The 15,448-nt window shown below is 60.6% G+C and carries 9 protein-coding genes; 5 read left to right on the top strand and 4 right to left on the bottom strand.

Features of this window, described 5'->3' with window-relative positions; genetic code table 11:
* Window positions 1–25 precede the first annotated feature (25 nt).
* Window positions 26–922: a DMT family transporter gene (locus J1W56_RS05360; protein WP_223612252.1), complete on the bottom strand. Its 897-nt coding sequence runs from the start codon at window positions 920–922 to the stop codon at window positions 26–28.
* 101 nt (window positions 923–1,023) lie between these two features.
* Between J1W56_RS05360 and J1W56_RS05355 the strand changes: the two genes are divergently transcribed.
* Window positions 1,024–1,881, top strand: coding sequence for a LysR substrate-binding domain-containing protein (locus J1W56_RS05355; RefSeq protein WP_223612251.1), 858 nt, complete (start codon window positions 1,024–1,026; stop codon window positions 1,879–1,881).
* Between the two features lie 6 nt (window positions 1,882–1,887).
* Here J1W56_RS05355 and J1W56_RS05350 read toward each other — a convergent pair whose 3' ends face one another.
* Window positions 1,888–2,271, bottom strand: a complete 384-nt coding sequence (locus J1W56_RS05350; RefSeq protein WP_223612250.1) for a cupin domain-containing protein — start codon at window positions 2,269–2,271, stop codon at window positions 1,888–1,890.
* A 77-nt stretch (window positions 2,272–2,348) separates the two neighbouring features.
* Window positions 2,349–2,783, bottom strand: a complete 435-nt coding sequence (locus J1W56_RS05345; protein ID WP_223612249.1) for a Fur family transcriptional regulator — start codon at window positions 2,781–2,783, stop codon at window positions 2,349–2,351.
* 235 nt (window positions 2,784–3,018) lie between these two features.
* Here J1W56_RS05345 and J1W56_RS05340 point away from each other — a divergent pair, with 235 nt between their 5' ends.
* The 4 genes from J1W56_RS05340 to J1W56_RS05325 are packed head-to-tail and all read left to right on the top strand — an operon-like array spanning window position 3,019 to window position 6,510.
* Complete coding sequence (locus tag J1W56_RS05340) at window positions 3,019–3,912, top strand: metal ABC transporter substrate-binding protein (protein ID WP_223612248.1); 894 nt, start codon at window positions 3,019–3,021, stop codon at window positions 3,910–3,912.
* Window positions 3,909–4,805 carry a manganese/iron ABC transporter ATP-binding protein gene (locus tag J1W56_RS05335; protein WP_105738026.1) on the top strand — a complete coding sequence of 299 codons (897 nt, stop codon included), beginning with the start codon at window positions 3,909–3,911 and terminating at the stop codon, window positions 4,803–4,805. Before J1W56_RS05340 ends, J1W56_RS05335 begins: the two co-directional genes overlap by 4 nt.
* Window positions 4,802–5,662 (top strand): metal ABC transporter permease, encoded by an 861-nt coding sequence (locus J1W56_RS05330; protein ID WP_288192570.1) that lies wholly within the window; start codon window positions 4,802–4,804, stop codon window positions 5,660–5,662. The genes J1W56_RS05335 and J1W56_RS05330 overlap by 4 nt, the downstream gene beginning before the upstream one ends.
* The gene (locus tag J1W56_RS05325) at window positions 5,659–6,510 is read left to right on the top strand and encodes a metal ABC transporter permease (protein ID WP_223612247.1); all 852 of its coding nucleotides are present in this window, start codon (window positions 5,659–5,661) and stop codon (window positions 6,508–6,510) included. Before J1W56_RS05330 ends, J1W56_RS05325 begins: the two co-directional genes overlap by 4 nt.
* A 36-nt stretch (window positions 6,511–6,546) precedes the next feature.
* Here the strand turns inward: J1W56_RS05325 and J1W56_RS05320 are convergent, their stop codons facing one another.
* Window positions 6,547–15,150: a GH36-type glycosyl hydrolase domain-containing protein gene (locus J1W56_RS05320; RefSeq protein ID WP_223612246.1), complete on the bottom strand. Its 8,604-nt coding sequence runs from the start codon at window positions 15,148–15,150 to the stop codon at window positions 6,547–6,549.
* Window positions 15,151–15,448 lie beyond the last annotated feature (298 nt).

The raw sequence follows: 15,448 nt of genomic DNA, 5'->3' as shown, positions 1-15,448 counted from the left end.
GCGGCTTTTTCATGTTCCCGGGGAGTCAAGCTGCCGAAATCCGCCGCCAGGGAATTTGCCACCCGAGCCGCACGCCCAGCGTACCGCAGGCAATCAGCAGCATGCCGGCGGCTTGTGCCATTCCCAGCGGGTGTCCGTAAATCGCCCAGTCCACGATGATGGCGACGATCGGATAGATGAAGGTCAGGACGCCGATGACCGGCGTCGACAGGCGCGGATAGGCTGAATAGATCAGGATATAGGCAATGCCCGTATGGAGGATGCCGATACTGGCCAGCCAGCCCCAGGATGCCAGCGGCACGGGCTCCGCCCAATTGGCAAAAGGCGCGAGCATGACGATGCCGACGATGGTCTGGCACAGCACCGTGATTTCCGGCCGTTGCTCGCCGAGGCCCTTGGCGAGAATGGTTGCGGCGGCATAAAGCATCGCGGCACCAAGCGACATGACGATCCCAAGGATCCATAGCGTGCTGACCGGTGCCGTCGCGCCGACAAGGCCGCTGGCCAGGACGACGCCGAGAAAGGCGCCGAGCATCCAGACGATCTGATCGACGGTGATGCGTTCCTTCAAAAGGGTTGCGCCGATGAGAACAACGAAGAACGGCTGGATGTGATAGATGATCGTGGTGGTTGCAATCGACGTCATGCGGAATCCGGCAAAAAACGATACCCAGCTGAGTACCATGCAGATGCCGCCGAGCGCTGCCCGGCCCAGCCGCGGCCAGGAGAGGGTCCGGTCGGGAAGATAGCCGCGCAGGAAACACCAGGCTGCGAGGAAGACCATGCCGAAAACACAGCGCCAGAAGACGATGGTGACCGGATCGAGCCGTGTTTCCGTTGCAAAGGCACCGACCGTCCCGATGATGGCCATGGCGATGGCCAGCCGTGCTGCAGGAAAACGATCGGATATCGGGTCAAGCATGTGGGTCATTCCCGTGGAAAAGGATGCCCAGTTAGCGCCGTTGGCTGCCACCAAACAAACGAATAGATTTGGAACAAACTATTCGCTATATTGATGGCATTATGGCTGCACCCCTCGACCTCGATCTCCTGCGGACCTTTGTGACTGTCATCGAAACCGGCAGCCTGTCGGCGGCTGCCCCGCGTGTCGGCCGCAGCCAGTCGGCCGTCAGCATGCAGATGCAGCGGCTGGAACAGGCAGTGGGCAAACAGCTGCTTATTCGCAACCCCCGGTCCGTCGAGCCGAATCTGGCCGGCGAGAGTTTTCTCAATTATGCGCGGCGGTTGCTGCGATTGTCGGATGAGGCCTGGGCCAATGTCACCCGCCCCGAGGAAACCGGCAGCGTGCGGCTTGGCGTGCCCGATGACTATGCGGCATTCCTGCTGCCGCCCGTTCTGTCGCGGTTTGCCGAGGAGCATCCGCTGGTCACCGTCGAACTGGTCTGCGAGCAATCCACCTCGCTGGTCAAGGCGATCGATGAGGACCGGGTCAATCTGGCGATTGTCACCCGCGGGGCCACCCAGCCGCTGGAGGTGATCCGCCGCGAGCGCTTGATCTGGGTGGCATCACCGACCCATGTCGCCTGGGAAAATGACCCGCTGCCCATCGCCCTGTTTGAACCCGGCTGCGCCGCGCGCATGAACGTGCTGGACGCGCTGGGGGATGCGGATCGCAGCTATCGCTGCACCTATTCCAGCGCCAGCCTGCTCGGACTGATCGCCGTGGTGCAGGCCGGGCTGGCGGTGGCTGCGCTTGCCGCGTGCAGCGTGCCGTCGACCCTGCGCGTTATCGGCGAGAATGAAGGCCTGCCGCCGCTGCGTGATCTGGAAATCGGCATCATGCGCAGCCCGGTGTCATCCAGTCCGGCCATTGACCGGCTGAATGATTTTCTGCGCCGCGAATTGGCGCAGATTGCGTAAGATCAGTCAGATCCACACGTCGTTCTGTGCTGTCCGCTCACCGCCCTCGTGGCCGGTATTGAGCACGCCCCGGGGTTCGATCAGGATCAGCCGGACTTCCCTTTCGGCATAGGGCTTGTGCTCGACCCCTTTGGGGACGACATACATTTCACCCTGCCTGATCGTCACGAACCCGTCGCGGAAATCGATGCGCAGTACCCCGTCCAGGACAATGAACGCCTCGTCGGTTTCCGGATGATCGTGCCAGATGAAATCACCCTCGATGCGGACGATCTTGAATTGGTAATCGTTGAGTTCCGCCACCACTTTGGGTGACCACTGTTCGGAAAACAGCTTGAACTTTTCGGAGAAATTGATGGCCGGATAGGATTTTGGCTGGACCGTTTGCATGCAGGACTCCTCTGGGCAAATGCCAGCGGAAGTTATGCTTCACGCGAAAGCAAACGTCTTGGACGTTTGTGCGTGCGTTATTCCGGCCGCTTGGATTTCCGCCCGTAGAGTTCCAGCCGGTGATGGATGATGTCATAGCCGAGCGCGCGGGCGATCTCTTCCTGCAGTTTCTCGATCTTGTCCGACTGGAATTCGATCACGTCACCCGTATCGACATCGATCAGGTGGTCGTGATGCTCGCCATGGGCCTGTTCGAAGCGTGACGGGCCGCCATTGAAGGCGTGGCGATGAATGGCGCCCATTTCTTCCAGCAGGTTCATGGTGCGGTACACGGTCGAAAGCGAAATGCTGTCATCGATCTCGATGGCGCGATGGAAAATCTTCATCGCATCCGGGTGGTCTTCGGTGGAGGTCAGAATATCGAGAATGATTCGGCGCGGGCGGGTGATCCGAACGCCTGCCTTGCGCAGCTCCTTCTCGTAATCCGGCTTCTGATTGATAGCATGTTTCATGCGCGGGATTATGCGCCAGAACGCGCTCAGTTGCAAAGATTCTCAACTGGCCTCGGGAAATACGGGCGTTGGTACACAGAATTTCGGCGTCGGACCTTCCGCATATTGCGGGAAACGGGAATGGATTTCTTTTTGCAAATCATTCGCATTTGCATTGACGCGCCTCCCGCAAGCCGTTATGGAGTAACAATGGTGACGAAAAAGCTCACCATTTTCCCGGTTTGCTGGAGGCGAGATGAGATTTTCCCGACTGTTGATTGCTGTTTTCGCTCTATTAACGATTCTTGGCCCGGCATCCGCTGCCGATGGCAAGAAGTTCAAGGTGGTCACCACCTTTACGATCATCGCCGACATGGCCCGCAATGTTGCGGGGGACGCGGCCGACGTGGATTCGATTACGAAACCCAACGCTGAAATTCATGATTACCAGCCGACACCCGGCGATATCCTGAAGGCTCAGGATGCCAACCTCGTCCTGTGGAACGGCTTGGGTCTGGAACGCTGGTTCGAAAAATTCTTCGGCAACGTCAAGAATGTTCCGAGCGTCGTTGTCAGCGAGGGTGTAGAGCCGATGGGCATTTCGGAGGGGCCCTATGAGGGCAAGCCGAACCCGCATGCCTGGATGTCGCCCAATGCCGCGCTGGTTTATGTGGAAAATATCCGCAAGGCGCTCGGCAGGTATGACCCGGCCAATGCCGCCGTCTATGACCGCAACGCCGCGGCCTATTCGGAGAAGATCCGGGCAACGGTTGCGCCCATCCGCGATAGTCTCGCTGCTGTTCCCGCCGAGCGCCGCTGGCTGGTGACGAGTGAAGGCGCCTTCAGCTATCTCGCACGCGATTTCGACATGAAGGAGCTTTATCTCTGGCCGATCAATGCCGATCAGCAGGGTACACCCCAGCAGGTGCGCAAGGTGATCGACAAGGTTCGTGCCGAGAAAATCCCGGTGGTTTTCAGTGAAAGCACGATTTCCGCTTCGCCCGCCAAGCAGGTCGCCCGCGAGACCGGGGCCAAATATGGCGGTGTTCTCTATGTCGATTCGCTCAGCGATCCCGATGGTCCGGTGCCCACCTATCTCGACCTTCTGCGCGTCACGGCACAAACCGTTGCCAAAGGCTTTACCCAGTGAGTGCGTCCTCCCAAGCGCTCGCCGGCCCCTCCGCTGCAAAGCGGGGGGCTGGTCTTTCCGTGCATGACGTGACCGTGACCTATCGCAATGGCCACACGGCTTTGCGCAATGCCAGCTTCGATATCCCGCGCGGGTCGATCACCGCGCTGGTCGGCGTCAATGGCAGTGGCAAGTCCACCCTGTTCAAGGCCATCATGGGCTTCGTGCCCCTCGCCAGGGGATCGGTCTCGATCCTGGGTGAACAGGCGGGACGGGCGCTCAAACGCAATGTGGTGGCCTATGTGCCGCAGAGCGAGGATGTCGACTGGAATTTTCCGGTTCTGGTCGAAGACGTCGTGATGATGGGACGGTATGGCCATATGAATTTTCTGCGCATGCCGAAAAAGCGTGACCAGCACATGGTGACTGCCGCGCTGGAGCGGGTCGGCATGACGGATTTCCGCAAGCGCCAGATCGGCGAGCTCTCGGGCGGTCAGAAGAAGCGTGTCTTTCTCGCCCGCGCGCTGGCGCAGGAAGGCGATATCATTCTTCTGGACGAGCCCTTTACAGGCGTCGACGTGCGGACAGAAGAGGCCATCATCGGCCTTTTGCGATCCTTGCGCGATGACGGCAAGGTCATGCTGGTCTCCACCCACAATCTCGGCAGCGTGCCCGAATTCTGTGACCGGGCCGTGCTGGTCAACCGTACCGTCCTGGCCTCCGGACCGACCGCAGAGGTGTTCACGCAGGCCAATCTGGAAATGACCTTCGGCGGTGTGCTGCGCCACTTCATCCTCGGCGGGGTTGATCTGCATGCCGATGCGGATCCGCGCAGCGTGACGGTGCTCAGCGACGATGAACGCCCCTTCGTGATCTATGGTGAACCCAAGGGGAAAGGTAAGCCGCAATCATGATGCAGCTGCTTCTCGAACCCTTTTCCTACAACTATATGATCAATGCCATGTGGGTCAGTGCGCTGGTCGGCGGTGTCTGCGCATTCCTTTCCGCCTATCTCATGCTGAAGGGATGGTCGCTGATCGGCGATGCGCTCTCCCATTCCATCGTGCCCGGTGTTGCCGGGGCCTACATGCTCGGCCTGCCATTTTCCATCGGCGCGTTCTTTTCCGGCGGTCTCGCCGCAGTCGCCATGCTGTTTCTCAACCAGCGGACAAAGCTTAAGGAGGACGCCATCATCGGCCTGATCTTCACCTCCTTCTTCGGGCTCGGCCTGTTCATGATGTCGCTGTCACCCGCCTCGGTGAATATCCAGACCATCGTGCTCGGCAATATCCTGGCGATCACGCCGGAGGATACGCTGCAACTGGTCATCATCTGCGGGGTGTCGCTGGCTGTCCTCTTGGTCAAATGGAAGGACCTGATGGTGACATTCTTTGACGAAAATCATGCCCGTTCCATCGGCCTCAATCCGCCATTGTTGAAAATCCTGTTCTTCACGCTGCTCAGTGCATCGACGGTGGCCGCCATGCAGACCGTGGGGGCGTTTCTGGTGGTGGCGATGGTCGTCACCCCCGGCGCAACCGCCTATCTCCTGCATGACCGTTTCCCGCGCCTCATCCAGACCAGTGTGCTGATCGGGGCCTTGACCAGTTTTATCGGCGCCTATCTCAGCTATTTCCTCGATGGTGCGACCGGCGGGATCATCGTCGTGCTGCAGACGCTGGTCTTTCTCACCGCTTTTGTTTTCGCACCCAAGCATGGAACGCTCGCCGCGCGCCGCCGTGCCCGGCTGGCATTGGAGGAGGGGCTATGAGCGACCTGATCCAGCTTTTGTTGCAGCCGTTCAGCTTCGGCTTCATGCAGCAGGCCTTTGTCATCACGCTTCTCGTGGCAATCCCCATGGGCCTGCTCTCGCCCTTTCTGGTTCTGAAGGGCTGGTCGCTGATGGGGGATGCGATCTCGCATGCGGTGCTGCCCGGCGTGGTGCTCGCCTATATCGCGGGTATCCCGCTGGCAATCGGGGCCTTTGCGGCAGGCATGATCTGCGCCCTTGCCACAGGCTTCCTCAAGCAGAACAGCCGGGTGAAGGAAGACACGGTTATGGGCGTGGTCTTCTCCGGCATGTTCGGCCTTGGCATCGTCCTCTACACCAAGATCCAGTCCGACGTGCATCTCGACCATATCCTCTTCGGCGACATGCTCGGTGTGGCATGGCGCGATATCGCCGAAACCGGGGTGATAGCAGCCGTGACCCTGCTGGCCCTCGGCATCTGGCGGCGGGATTTGCTGCTGCATGCCTTTGATCCGCAGCACGCGCAGGCCATCGGTCTGCCGGTCAAATTCCTGCACTATGGCCTGCTCTGCATCCTGTCGTTGACCATCGTCGGCGCGCTCAAGGCTGTTGGCATCATCCTTGCCGTCGCCATGCTGATTGCGCCGGGCTCCATCGCCTTCCTCTTGACCAAAAGGTTCGAACGCATGCTGCTCGTATCGGCACTTGTTGCCGTTTCAACATCGTTGGCCGGTATCTATCTGAGTTTCTTCCTCGACAGCGCCCCGGCGCCGACCATCGTACTTTTGCTGACGGCAAGCTTCATTCTGGCCTTTGTCTTCTCCAGAAAAGGAACCGCCGCCAGCGCGGAAGCACAGGCGGCGGAATAGGTTCGTCAACTCAGTCAGCGGCCACCAAGCCGCTGGCTATTTTCCCGGCACGACTTCCACGAGTACCGTGTGTTCGCCCGATGTCTCCAGCGGAATGCCCGCATCGGCTTTGGCCAGCTTCTTGCCGTCCACAGTGATCTTCCTGCCGCCCTTGGCCGCCGGTTTCACCTCGACATTATAGCGCGCCTTGCCGTTGCGCAGCACGAAGCTGAAGCCGTCGGTCCATGCCGTCGGCAGGGCGGGATCGACGAACAGCCGGTCATTCCTACGGCTGATGCCGAGAATGCCTTCCGTTGCCACGCGGTAGAGCCAGCCGGCAGAACCCGTGTACCAGGTCCAGCCGCCGCGCCCGCGCATCGGATCAACCGAATAGACGTCCGCAGCGACGACATAGGGCTCGACCCGGTAGGACTCGGCCTTGTCGGCATCCAGCGAATGGTTCACCGGATTGAGCTTGCTGAACCAGCGATAGGCTTCGTCGGCATTTCCAAGCTTGGCCATGGCCAAGACTGCCCAGGTTGCGGCATGGGTATACTGCCCGCCATTTTCACGCACACCCGGCGGATAGCCCTTGATGTAACCGGGCTCATGCCGCGTTTTGTTGAACGGCGGTGTGAACAGTTTGATGATATCGACCTCGTCATCGACCAGATGCGTCGCAACGGATTGCATGGCCTGCTTGGCGCGATCGGGATCACCATAGCCGGAGAGAACGCTCCAGGACTGGGCGATGGAGTCGATCCGGCACTCGTCGCTGGTCTTGGAACCCAGCGGCGAACCATCGTCGAAATAGCCGCGGCGATACCATTCGCCGTCCCAGCCATCCTTTTCCAGCGCCGCCTTGAGGCTTTCGATATGGGCTTCCCACCGCTTGATGCGGTCGGCATCCTTGCGTTGGCGGGCAATCGGCAGGATATCGCGCAGGGTGCTGATCAGGAACCAGCCCAGCCAGATGCTCTCGCCCTTGCCCTCTTCGCCGACCCGGTTCATGCCGTCGTTCCAGTCGCCGGTGAGCATGAGCGGCAGCCCATGCGCGCCGGTGCGGGCGATTGCCAGATCGAGCGCGCGTGCCGCGTGTTCGTAGACCGTGACTTTATCAGCCGCGATTGTGGGCTGATAGAAAGCATCATGCTCGCCGTTTTCGAGAGCCTTGCCTTCGATGAAGGCGATCTGCTCGTCGAGGATGCTCATATCGCCGGTCACCGACGTGTAGTGGGCAATGGCATAACCGAGCCACACCACATCATCGGAAATCATCGTCCGCACACCGGCACCCGATGTCGGCAGCCACCAGTGTTGGACATCGCCCTCCTTGAACTGGCGGGCGGCGACATTGAGGATCTGGTGCCGGGCCAGTGACGGGTCGAGCACCAGCATGGACAACGTGTCCTGCAGCTGGTCGCGGAAACCGAAGGCGCCGCTGGCCTGATAGAAGGCCGTGCGCGCCCAGATACGGCAGGCAAGGCTCTGATAGGGCAGCCAGCGGTTGACCATCACGTCGAATGCATCATCAGGCGTATCCACCTGCAGGCCATCGAGGAAGCCGGTCCAGATTGCCTTGGATGCCGCAAGCGTCTTTTCAAACGGGCGCTTCAACTGTTCTGCGAGAACATGCCGTGCCTCGTTGGCACCGGCGGTATCGCCGATGTAGAACAGGATTTCCCTGGTTTCGCCCGCCGCGATCTCCACATCGACGGCAAGCGCCGCGCAGGGATCGCCCCCCGCCTCGACGACGTTGGACAGGGTTTTTGCCTGCAGGACGGCAGCCGGCTGGTCCACCGATCCCAGGGGCCCGAAGAACTCGGTCCGGTCCGATGTCACCGATTGCGGCTTCACGTTTGCGGCGAAGAATGCCACGTGATCCTTGCGGTCGGTGCCGTAGGGATTGCGGGCAAAGAGCGCGCCGCTTTCCGTATCATGCGACGGCACTATGAACGGAGCCGTCTTGGCGCGGGAATTGCCGAGCATCCATTCGACGAAGCCATAGACACGCAACTGCTTGGCTGTCCCGCCATGGTTGGTGATCTTGAGGCTGGACACGCGCACCGGCATGTCCGTATCGATGGTATGGGTCAGTTCAAGGCCGACATTGCCGTGACGCGACAGGAATGTCGAATAGCCCTGGCCGTGCCGTGTCTCATACTGAACCGATGGATCGCGCAACACCGAGGCGGTCGGCGAGAACGCGGTTCCCTTGTCCAGATCAACGACATAGAGCGCTTCGCCGGAGCGGTTCATCACGGGATCGTTCGACCACTGGGTCAGCTGATAGTCGCGGCTGTTGCTCGACCAGGTGAAACCTGCACCCTCCGCCGACACGTGGAAGCCGAAGCCCGCATTGGAGATCACATTGATCCATGGCTGCGGCGTGGTGGTCCGGTCGGCAAGACGGACGACGTATTCACCGGTCTTCATGTCAAAGCCGCCAAAGCCGTTCCAGAAGGCCAGGTCATTGCCGTCTGTTTTCAGACGGCGCTTGCCCACCAGCTGCGTCGGTGCCGGCGCGATGCTGCGCATCTCGTCAAGGCCGGTATCACCGGTCGCCAGAGCCTTGCCGGCCGGTATGGCGGCAACCGGCTGCAGGTCGGCGGACAGTTCCTCCGTGCGCTTCAGTTGTTCAACCAGCGTGCCGTTCTGCGCGTGCATGACAATGCGGGCAGAGGCGAGCAGCGTGTTGTAGCTCGCGTCGCTCATCTGGTCCTTGCGCACGGTGAAGATGTGGACGCGCGGGCCATACTGGCCGCCGCGGTTGCGGCTGTTCTCGCAGATCGCTTCGAGCCCGCGCTGGAAGTCCTGGGCGTAGGAGAAGGAACGTTCGTTGATGACGACAACGTCAACCACAAGCCCCTTTGCCCGCCAGTATTCCTGCGCCTTCAGGACGTTCTTCAGCGTGTCCATGTCGGCTTCGTCATCGATGCGCAGGGCAAGGATGGGAAAGTCGCCGGAGATCGACATCGGCCAGAGGTCGGACTGGCTGCCAAGGCCGGAAGCGATGCTTTCGGCGGGCATGCGCAGGGCCTTGTCCGGATAGATCAGGCTGGTGGCGACGCGCTGGAAATCGGCCGCCTCGTCCGGATTGATCTCGATATGGTGCAGCCGCACCTGCGAGCTTGTCCAGGACAGCGAGAATTCGCGAGCGAAGCAGTCCGGATGCCGGAAGCGGGAAACAACCTCCTCCAGCTCGTGCCGGTCCGGGCCGACAAGGGTCCAGAAAACCAGCGTGACGCGCTTGTGCGCGGGAACGCGGACGCGGCAGCGCAGTGACGCGATGGGGTCCAGCACAAAGCCCTGGCTGCCGTTGAGGGTTACACCTTCGTCGAAGGCAACCGGGTTGCGCAGGTTGCGGCCCCGGCCGATGAAGGCCCGGCGGTCGGTTTCCGCCTGGATTTCACGCATGGCGCCTGATCCGTCCGTGACCACGTGCGCCACGTGAATATCGGGTTCGTTGCTGCCGCGCTTGCGGCGGGTGGCGTAGATCGTGTCGCCGCGCGGAACGATCTCGGTTTCCACGAACATCTTGGCGAATGCCGGATGTGCCGTGTCCGTATCGTCTGCGGTCAGAACCAGTTCGGCATAGGAGGTCACTTCAATGATCCGGTCTTTCGTGCCGGTATTGGTGATGATGATGCGGCGGCCTTCGCCGTCGGAATCCGAAGCGACGATGGTTTCCACCGTCGACTGGATCGTGCCGTTTTCCTTGACGAACTCGGCCTTGTAGTCGGCGAAGATGGTTGTGCTCTTTTCGCCGGCCGCCCTTACGGGATCGCCGGTTGCCGACCACCATTCACCGCTGTCGAGATCGCGCAGGAACAGGAATGTTCCATAGCCGCTTTCCAGCGGATCCGGCTGGAAGCGGGTGATCGCCAGGCCATTCCAGCGGCTGTAGCCGCCGCCATTGGCGGTGACCATGACCGAGTAGTGGCCGTTCGACATGATCTGCGTGGCGCGTGGAGCGGAAAGTGGGTTCTTGATGAAGCGGATGGAGGCCGTTTCTTCGCCGCTTTCCACGGCCTTGCGCATCGGATTGTCGGCCTTGGCCTGCAGGACAGGGATTTCGCGCGGTGCCTTTTCCTGCAGCAGCAGTTCGGCGGCTTCGATGACGGGATCCGAGTGGAAACGGTCGCGCATGCGGCCTTCGAACACGACATTGTTGACGGCAACGATCGACATGCCGTGATGGTGCGCCATGTAGTTGCGCACGATGGCATATTCCTCGTCTTCGCGCACGCGGGAGCGGGTGAAGTCGACGGCATCATAGAAACCGTACTGACCGAGCGCACCCATCGCGCGCAGGCGTTTCAGATTGGCCACGGCTTCCGCCGGGCGATACTGGCTCGCCATGATGCTGGCATAGGGCGCGACCACATAGTTCTTGGACAGGCCGCGTTTCAGTCCCAGCGTCGGGACGCCGAAATTGGTGTACTGGTAGTTCATCTCCGGATCGCGCGCATTGTACGCGGCTTCGGAAATGCCCCACGGCAGGCCCTTGGAATCACCGTATTCGATCTGGCGCTGGACGATCAGCTTGTTGGTCTGATCCAGCATCGAGCCCAGCGGTTCGATCATGACCAGCGGCGGCATGAGATATTCGAACATGGAGCCCGACCAGGAGATCAGCGCACCACGCCAGCCAACCGGCACCAGGAGACGGCCGAGGCGGAACCAGTGATCGACCGGGATATCGCCCTTGGCGATGGCAAACAGGCTGGCAAGACGCGCTTCCGAAGCGAGAAGATCGTAGCAACTCGCGTCCAGCTCGTTGGTATCGACGCGGAAGCCGATCGACAGCAGGCGCCGTTCCTTGCGTTCGAGGAAGGTGAAGTCGGTGTCGAAGGCCAGTTGGCGGGCGCGGGTGGCCAGCGAAACCAGCCGCTCGCGCAGGCTGTCGGTTCCCTCGTGGGTGCCGATGGCGTCATCCGTATGGGCCTGGCAGGTCTTGACCAGAATCAGCGCCCAGCCGTTTGCAGTGGTGCTGAGCGGGCTTTCGAGTTCGCCGTGCAGTTCTTCCGTCAGACGCTGGATGTCACCGGCGAACAGCGAAAGGTTGATGGTGCGCAGCGATGCCGTTTCCGGCTCTTCCTTGATGGTCGTGATGGCTCGGCGGAAATTGGCCACCCGCTCGTCAAGCCGGCGGCGCAGGGGCCGCAGGACGCGGCGTTCATCGGGAATGTCGTTGATCGCCTCTTCAAGAATATCGCTGACATCGAGAATGCCGTCGAGATCGCTTTGCAGATAGACGGATGGGGCCTCCGCCCATTTTTCCAGCGCGGAAGACAGCGCCACCAGATGGCCGGCAAGATTGCCGCTGTCCACCGACGAGACGTAGAGCGGCAGGAGCGGCCGCAGCGTGGTTGTTTCGTACCAGTTGTAGAGATGGCCGCGATACTTCTCCATCTTTTCCAGCGTGGAGAGCGTGTCGTCGATACGGGTCAGCGTCTCGTTGAAGCCGATCCAGCCGAAATCCCGGGCCGCCACGGTCGACAACAGGTACATGCCGATATTGGTCGGCGATGTGCGCGTGGCGATAACCGGATGCGGGTCCTCCTGGAAATTATCAGGCGGAATGAAATTCTGTTCCTTGGTGACGAACGTATCGTAGTAGTGCCAGGTGCGGCGGGCGAAGCGGCGCAATTCGCTCTTGTCGGAAGAACGGACATTGAGATCATCGAGCGGCTTGGCCGAACGGCTGACCAGCCAGGCAATGATCGGCGAGAAGAACCAGATCACGGCAAACGGCACGGCCAGATACCAGGCACGGCTGTGGGTAGCCAGCGGCAGCGTGATGGCGACGGCAGCCACGATGATCGCGGGCCACATCAGACGGGTATAATACTGCAGCGTGTCAGGGGCGCTGGCTTTCGCCTGTGCCGCCGCACGCCATTCCAGCAGGTTCTTGCGCGATATGAAGACGCGGTAGAGCGTGCGTGCGATGGCATCGGCCATCAGGCAGGCCATGTTGGCAATGAAGGTGATGCGCAGGGCGATATCGGCGGCGCCCGAGAAAATATCGGTGAGGATCGCCTGGAAATGGCCCTTCAGCGACAGGTTCATGTTTGTCGGAACAAGATTGGTGAACAGGATCATCGTCGGGACGATGAACATGCTGAAGATCATGAAGAACTGCCACAGGGCAGCGACGCCGGGCGGCAGCAATGTCCAGCCGGCGATGGAGGCGATGATCCAGAAGACCGGCGTCAGCGAGCGGCGCAGATTGTCGGTCATCTTCCAGCGCGTGACGGCGGTCACACCCGGCTTTGTGCTGAACAGGTAGGGCAGGAGCTGCCAGTCGCCGCGCGTCCAGCGATGGTGGCGCGAGATGTCGACATTATAGCCTGTCGGATAGTCTTCAACCACCTCGACGTCACTGACGAGCGCCGCGCGGGCATAGCCGCCTTCCAGAAGATCATGGCTGAGAACGGTGTTCTCGTCGATCTTGCCGTCGAGCGCCAATTCGAAGAAATCGACATCATAGAGGCCCTTGCCGGTGAATGTCCCTTCACCCAGCACGTCCTGATAAACGTCCGAGACGGCAAAGACGTAGGGGTCGATACCGCGGTTGACCGAGAAGACGCGCTGCAGGAACGAGGCATCGTCACCGGTGGTCAGCGAGGGGGTGACACGCGGCTGCAGGATCGCATAGCCGCTGGTCACGCGGCCGGATTTTTCCTTGTAGATCGGGCGGTTGAGCGGATGGCTCAGCTTGCCCGCCAGGCGGTTGACCGAATCCGGCGTGAGGCGCGTATCGGAGTCGAGCGTCATCACGAATTTGATGTCGCCGGGCACTTCCTCATTGCTGGGGAAATAGGTTGTGTCCTTGTCGCCGCGCAGCAGGAGGTTCAGCTCATGCAGCTTGCCGCGCTTGCGCTCCCAGCCCATCCAGCGGCCTTCCTGCGCGTTGTACAGGCGCTTGCGGTGCAGGAGGAAGAAGCGCGGGTTGCCGCCCTGCGTATAGTGCAGATTGAGCGCAGTGACCTTTTCCCGGGCGTAGTCGAGAATGTCGAGATCGTTCTCGTTCTGCTCGACCTTGCTGTCCGCCCAATCGGTGAGCAGCGCGAAATAGATTTCGCCGCGCGGATTGGTCAGATAATGCACTTCGAGGTTGCGGATATGCTCGTCGACGGAATCGCGCGAGGTGATCAACGTCGGCACTGCGACGAGGGTCTTCGCCTCGGGGGGCAGGCCATTCTTGTATTCAAAACCGATCAGCCGTGTCGGCGGCATGAACATCGGAATGATCCAGTTGACGAAACCGTTGGCGGTTTCCATCGTCGGGAACACCGCCAGGACCGTCAGCAGCAGAACCGTATCGCTCGGCAGGCCGTAACGGCGCAGCCAGTAATGGATCAGGAACAGAATGCCGATGGAAATGACCGAAGCCGGAATCCACAGGCCGGCAAGGCCGAGTGTCTTGTAGAACCGGACCCAGCGCTGCAGCACGGTTGGGGTCGAGCCGCAGGTTTCTTCCAGCTCCGAGCGGCCGTCGCCGGCGAGATAATAGCCGACGTCGCGCTTGCGCTGCACGGTGACGCTCTTCTCGTCCCCCTTGGTTTCGGCGCTGTGGTGGGCGAGGTCGAGGGCGGCCTGGGTGATGTCCTGCTCGCTCTTGCCCGAGCGGCGCGCGATCTTTTCAATCGCCACGCGATAGGCATTGCGGGAATGGAAATCGAGCGCATCAAAATTGGAATGTTCGCGCAGCACCGCATCGACGCCGCTGACCGTCTCGAACCAGGTGATCCAGTCGACGTCGTCGATAGCCTTCAGGCTGCGGATGAGGTTGCCCATGGTCACGCCGCCGGTGGACTGGCGCGTATGTTCCTGGATGATGGCGTCTTCGGCGTCGCTGCCGTTCTTTTCCAGCTCTTCCTCAAGCCAGGCGACAGCCGCACCGGAATGCATGGCGCCGCCGCGCAGGCGGTAAAGCAGATGGGTGGCGAAGGTGCTGTCACGCGCGGCAGTGGTATACTGGGCCAGAAGCTGCGGCAGGGTATCCTTGTCGGCGTTCAGGGTGATTTCGTCGGCAACGCTGTTGGCATAGGCGCGCATGCGCCGCGCCCGTTCGACGCGCAAGGACAGCCGGCGGGCGTTTTCGATGAGAATGAAGCGCACGGCGGAGGGCAGGGCCCAGAGTTCGCCGATATGCAGGGGCGCAACCGTCTGGAATCCTTCGACCACCGCTGTCAGGCTGTTGAGCGAGAACTGGCTGTCCGTATGGGCCGCATAGAGCCAGGCCAGCGCCATGACGCGCGGGATTTCCGGCTTGCCGGCCAGCGGCGGCAGCTGGCGGAAAAACTTCTTCGGAAGATCGCGCTCCACCTGCTGGATGTTCTGGTCGACGAGGTAGTAATTGTCGAGGAGCCACTGGGCCGCCGGAGTAATCGTCTCGCCCTTGCGTGCAGCCGCGTCGGAGGAACGATAGGAATGGAGGATCAATCGGGCATTTTCAACCGTGCGCTGTTCGAACACCATCGGTTCGTAGTCGGGCAGGCGGATATCTTCTCCGCGCGCCACGCGCGCGCCCAGGTCCCGCAGGTCGTCAATGGATTTGTAATGGGCTCTGATTGGATTGGGTTGGACCGAAAAAATCTGACCAACGGCATTCTTCTGTGGTGTGAAAGATTTAAAAAAAGACAGTAGGGCCATTTGCCTTCGTTTCGGTTGTGAAGAAAAAATCTTCAGGGCTGCAACACAGACGATAATAACGGGTCGACCGACCCATGGAGAAGTTTACGATCTAATCGGGTACGATCAACTAAGCTACCACCACTTTCATCCTTGCCGATCAGTTTTGATGAAAATGAGTCAGATTGCCATTTGTTTATCTTAAGCAATTCGTAGCGGGCTGCACAGAGGCACAGTGCGCAAACTCCTTTGCAGCTGTTTGCGAACGGGCATGGGCTTTGTGAACAGACTGTTTCTGTTCTGGTGAACAAGCATATGA

Source organism: Phyllobacterium calauticae, from assembly GCF_019991125.1.
GTDB classification, from domain to species: domain Bacteria; phylum Pseudomonadota; class Alphaproteobacteria; order Rhizobiales; family Rhizobiaceae; genus Phyllobacterium; species Phyllobacterium calauticae.
The sequence above is the reverse complement of the archived record's forward strand: the minus strand, read 5'-3'. Positions and strand labels throughout refer to the sequence as shown.

What these genes read in the sequence shown, in the direction of transcription:
- J1W56_RS05360 (WP_223612252.1), bottom strand. Translation starts at nt 922, where the DNA reads ATGCTTGACCCGATATCCGATCGTTTTCCTGCAGCACGGCTGGCCATC.
- J1W56_RS05355 (WP_223612251.1), top strand. Translation starts at nt 1,024, where the DNA reads ATGGCTGCACCCCTCGACCTCGATCTCCTGCGGACCTTTGTGACTGTC.
- J1W56_RS05350 (WP_223612250.1), bottom strand. Translation starts at nt 2,271, where the DNA reads ATGCAAACGGTCCAGCCAAAATCCTATCCGGCCATCAATTTCTCCGAA.
- J1W56_RS05345 (WP_223612249.1), bottom strand. Translation starts at nt 2,783, where the DNA reads ATGAAACATGCTATCAATCAGAAGCCGGATTACGAGAAGGAGCTGCGC.
- J1W56_RS05340 (WP_223612248.1), top strand. Translation starts at nt 3,019, where the DNA reads ATGAGATTTTCCCGACTGTTGATTGCTGTTTTCGCTCTATTAACGATT.
- J1W56_RS05330 (WP_288192570.1), top strand. Translation starts at nt 4,802, where the DNA reads ATGATGCAGCTGCTTCTCGAACCCTTTTCCTACAACTATATGATCAAT.
- J1W56_RS05325 (WP_223612247.1), top strand. Translation starts at nt 5,659, where the DNA reads ATGAGCGACCTGATCCAGCTTTTGTTGCAGCCGTTCAGCTTCGGCTTC.
- J1W56_RS05320 (WP_223612246.1), bottom strand. Translation starts at nt 15,150, where the DNA reads ATGGCCCTACTGTCTTTTTTTAAATCTTTCACACCACAGAAGAATGCC.